This is a genomic window from Kamptonema animale CS-326 (genome assembly GCF_028330895.1).
In the GTDB taxonomy this organism is placed as follows: domain Bacteria; phylum Cyanobacteriota; class Cyanobacteriia; order Cyanobacteriales; family Microcoleaceae; genus Kamptonema; species Kamptonema formosum.
Genome location: NZ_JAQMUA010000291.1, coordinates 1 through 3880 on the forward strand (window position 1 = coordinate 1; position 3880 = coordinate 3880).

Genomic DNA, 3880 nt, shown 5'->3' on the forward strand with positions numbered 1-3880 from the left:
ATCTCTATGGCCTTGAATATCTCCGTACTTGGGATTTTGGGAGATACTAATGAAAATTCTTTGAGATGCACCTTACTTGCTCTCCATTTTTGGACACCATACCTAATTTACCACTATTTAAGCCTTAACTGAACCGTATTGGTCTATATCGCACAAAATCAAAGATAGCCGTATGGGTTCAACTATTAACCGCTGCCACTCTTGGGTAAGAACTTCGTCAAATCGGCGGCGATTAGCTATTTTTGTCAGGCCGTCCAAGGAGGCTAAATTCTGTAACTCTTGGTTAGCTGCTTCTAACTGCTGGTAAAGTTGAGATTGCTCGATCGCGATCGCAATTTGAGTAGCCAATTGTTTGAGCAACTCCGTCTCCCAAGACTGCCATTGCCTAGTGTTGTTGCAATGGTGAGCAATTAGCAAACCCCATAAACTATTTTGATTTTGACTGCCTCTATTAACAACTGAAGAGGAGGAAGGTGAATTTTTAACTGTTTGGTCGCTTTGAATAATGGGCACTACTAAATTTGCTCTCACCTTACAGTTGCTTAATAAATTGACGTGACACTCGCTCAAACCAGCATTGTAAATATCCTCTATAGCTCGAATTCTACCTTTTTGGTACTGTCCTACATAGGTTTGTCCAAAACAAGGGTCATAGAGATTTGTATTCAAAATTGACATTGTTCCCTTACTCGCCGATTCTACCACAACATCACCGCTCCAGTCTGGTCGAAAACGGAAAATAATTACTCTATCAGTTTCGAGAAATTGCCTCACTTCTGCGGCCGCAGTATTGAGAACTGCATTTAAGTCCAAGGAAGAGCGAATGCGAGCTTGAATTTGTCCAACTAAGCGTTCTCGTTCCGCTTGCTGGCGGAGCGCAATTTGGGCGAGTTTGCTCTCCGTAATGTCTAAAACATACCCATCGCAATAAGCAATTCCCCCCCTACTATTGCGGGTAACTGAGGTGAAATCGTACACCCAGCGGATTAAACCATCTCCTTTAACAATTCGGTAATTTTGTTCAAAAGAAGTCGCTCCTGCTTCGCTATAACTTTGGAATTCCGCCACTACTCTCGCCAAGTCTTCCTGATGAATAATATTAGTATAAAACAATTTACCGCTGATAAAATCGCTAGCTTCATAGCCGAATTGCACGACATTTGGAGAGACGTATTCCACTTGCCAATTTTCTTGGGGTTGCCAGCGAAAAATTGTAACTGGGCCAGTTGTAAACAGGTTTCGCTCTCGCTCCAAAGCTTCTTCTGCAAGTTTGCTCTTCTTATACTTTTGCCTGAGAATTTCCCTGTCAGTTTCTAATCGTTCTTTTGGGTAATTTTCAAGACTTTTGGAAATAAATCCTGCGAGGCTTGCTGCAAAATGTTCGTCTTGTGCTGTCCAATAGCGGGGAGTAACTGCCTGTTCTAAACAGAGAATTCCCACCATTTCTTCAGCTAGTAAAATCGGTACATTCAGTAGGGAAGTAATTCCCGATTCTGCAAAGTAAGAAAGGGAAAGCTCTTGAGTTCTGGGGTCAGTTTGTGCTTGGGCAATTGCGATGGTATTTTTTGAATTTAAAGCTTGAAAATAAGCGGGAAAATTTACCGCTGCTAGCATTTCTTTAGCAGAATGCTGCCTTGTACTTTCCTCGTAAAGATCGATACAGCCGAGTTGCGATTTGTCGCTGCTATATAGCCAGACACTAGCACGTTCTACTTCTAGAGTATTGACTGCGGCTTCTGTGATTTCTCCTAGAAACTCGCTACCATTGTGACACTCTAAAGTTTTACTACTTGCTAGTTGTGAAATTGCCTGAGTATATTTGCTAAATATTTTTTCTGAGCTTGTTTCCACATTAGTAATTGGCACAGATAGGATTTCACAAATTAGTAGAATTAAGGGTAATTGGCAATTACCAGTTACCAATGCTCTCTCTGTGGCGATTTCTTCCCCAGTTAGGCGCGGCAAGGCGTGTAAGATCGATTTTACGGTCAGAATGCTACCATCTTTGCAAGTTATACGCGCTTCTCTTAAGGCAGAGGTTGGAGATGAAAGGCTATTTGTCTGCTGCGCGAAAGCGAAAAACTGCTCTTCTAAGCAATCGCGACATTCTGAGTTAAAAATGCTAAAAATTGGTTGGGAATTCAACTCCAGTTGACTATAGCCGAGGCGGTTTGCGCCGAACTGATTGACGGAAAAAACAATACCCCTAGCATCGATAACAAAGTAGATGCAGGGAAGATTTTCCCACAGCATTCGATACCACTCCCGTTCAGGCATTCCTTCTGTGGAAAATTCTCGCATCTGGGGAACGCTGGTACAGTCATCGGAAGAGTGGAGATTCTCTCTTTCTGGGTCGCTTGAGTGGGATTTTCTGATCGACACTTTTGGCTTAAATCGTTGTTGATCAACTGTATCTATGTAGTCAGATTTAGCTTTTGCTTGAAACTAAACTAATGCTTTTGGTTCCAAAAAGCTGCAAATTGTAACAAATTTATAACCTCTTCATTTTCAGTGTTAAGGAGTCTGGTGCATCGTTTGTCTGGAAGCTCGGCTGTTTGCGATCGCATCACTCGGAGCCATAAGCTCTTCATTAAATGCTAATCGATCTCTTTTTTCCAGTATCCTCCACAATGGAAGAAATCGGTACTACAGGATTTTCTACAATACATGATACTACTTAAATACTTAGTTTTGGGGCTGACCTACTTGGGGTTGGGTTTGGGATACTTGCCAGGACTGCGAATGAACCGTGCTGCGATCGCGATCGCAGGTTCGGGTTTGGTTGTGGCTTTGGGAATTCTTAACCTTAACTCAGCTTGGGAGGCAATTGATGCGGGAACTATTGTTTTCCTATTAGGGATGATGGTTGTTAATTCAGCTTTGGGAGCCTCTGGTTTTTTTCAATTAGCTCTAGTTTTTTTGACTTGCTTCGGTAAGAGTCCCTTGGGAATTTTGGTGGCTATCACCTTTGGCAGCGGCATTTTATCAGCATTTTTCCTTAACGATACAACCGCTATTTTATTAACGCCTTTAACATTGACTTTGACTCGCTCTTTGTCTGTGAATCCATTACCTTATTTATTAGCTTTAGCGGGAGGTACTAATTTGGGTTCCGTCGCGACTATCAGTGGGAATCCACAAAATATTCTGATTGGTTCTTTTTCGGGAATCGGCTATTTAGAATTTGCGCGATCGCTCGCACCTGTTGCTTTAATTTGTCTCTTGGTTCAGGTGGGTTGGCTGTGGTGGCTTTATCCAGAAGTACGTTCTTTGAAACCTTTTCCCGCTTATCCCTTAGTTCGCTATCGTCTTTTTAAACCTTTATTATTTAAAAGTTTATGGGTGACTACGGGACTTTTAATCGCATTTTTGACGGGATATCCTTTACCAGATTCGGCTTTAATTGCTGCTAGTATCTTATTGATTACTCGTCGAGTCAATAGCGCTCGTATTTTGGGTAATATAGATTGGAACCTGTTAGTAATGTTTGCGGGATTGTTTGTAATTACTCAGGCTACCCAGGAACTAGGTATATTAAATAATTTGACGGGTTCGATCGAGCAGCCACCAAGTTTATTGGGAGTAACGGTAATTCTTTCTAATTTAATTTCTAATGTGCCGGCTGTGTTGGTTCTCCAGTCCCTTATTCCGAAAGGAGATACGCAAGCTTGGTTGCTATTGGCGGCTGCTTCTACCCTGGCGGGGAATTTAACTTTATTGGGTTCTGTGGCTAATTTGATTGTGGCCGAGGTGGGGAGTAAGCAAGGTTATCGGCTGAGTTTTCAGGAACATTTACGATTTGGCTTACCCTTGACTTTGGTCACTTTGGTCATTGCTTATTTTTGGATATATTGAATGTTTAATGAAGAGGGGCTAGGGG

At 42.0% G+C, this 3880-nt stretch carries 2 protein-coding genes; one reads left to right on the forward strand and one right to left on the reverse strand.

The features are described 5' to 3' along the window. Positions 1–117 precede the first annotated feature (117 nt). On the reverse strand, positions 118–2301 hold the full coding sequence (locus PN499_RS17260; RefSeq protein ID WP_272033331.1) for a GAF domain-containing protein: 2184 nt from the start codon (positions 2299–2301) through the stop codon (positions 118–120). A gap of 366 nt (positions 2302–2667) precedes the next feature. On the opposite strand from PN499_RS17260, the gene PN499_RS17265 reads away from it, so the two are divergent. Beyond that, a complete protein-coding gene (locus tag PN499_RS17265; protein WP_272033330.1) occupies positions 2668–3855 on the forward strand; it encodes an anion transporter in 1188 nt (395 codons plus the stop codon). The last annotated feature ends 25 nt before the right edge of the window (positions 3856–3880 follow it).

What these genes read in the sequence shown, in the direction of transcription:
- PN499_RS17260 (WP_272033331.1), bottom strand. Translation starts at nt 2,301, where the DNA reads ATGCGAGAATTTTCCACAGAAGGAATGCCTGAACGGGAGTGGTATCGA.
- PN499_RS17265 (WP_272033330.1), top strand. Translation starts at nt 2,668, where the DNA reads ATGATACTACTTAAATACTTAGTTTTGGGGCTGACCTACTTGGGGTTG.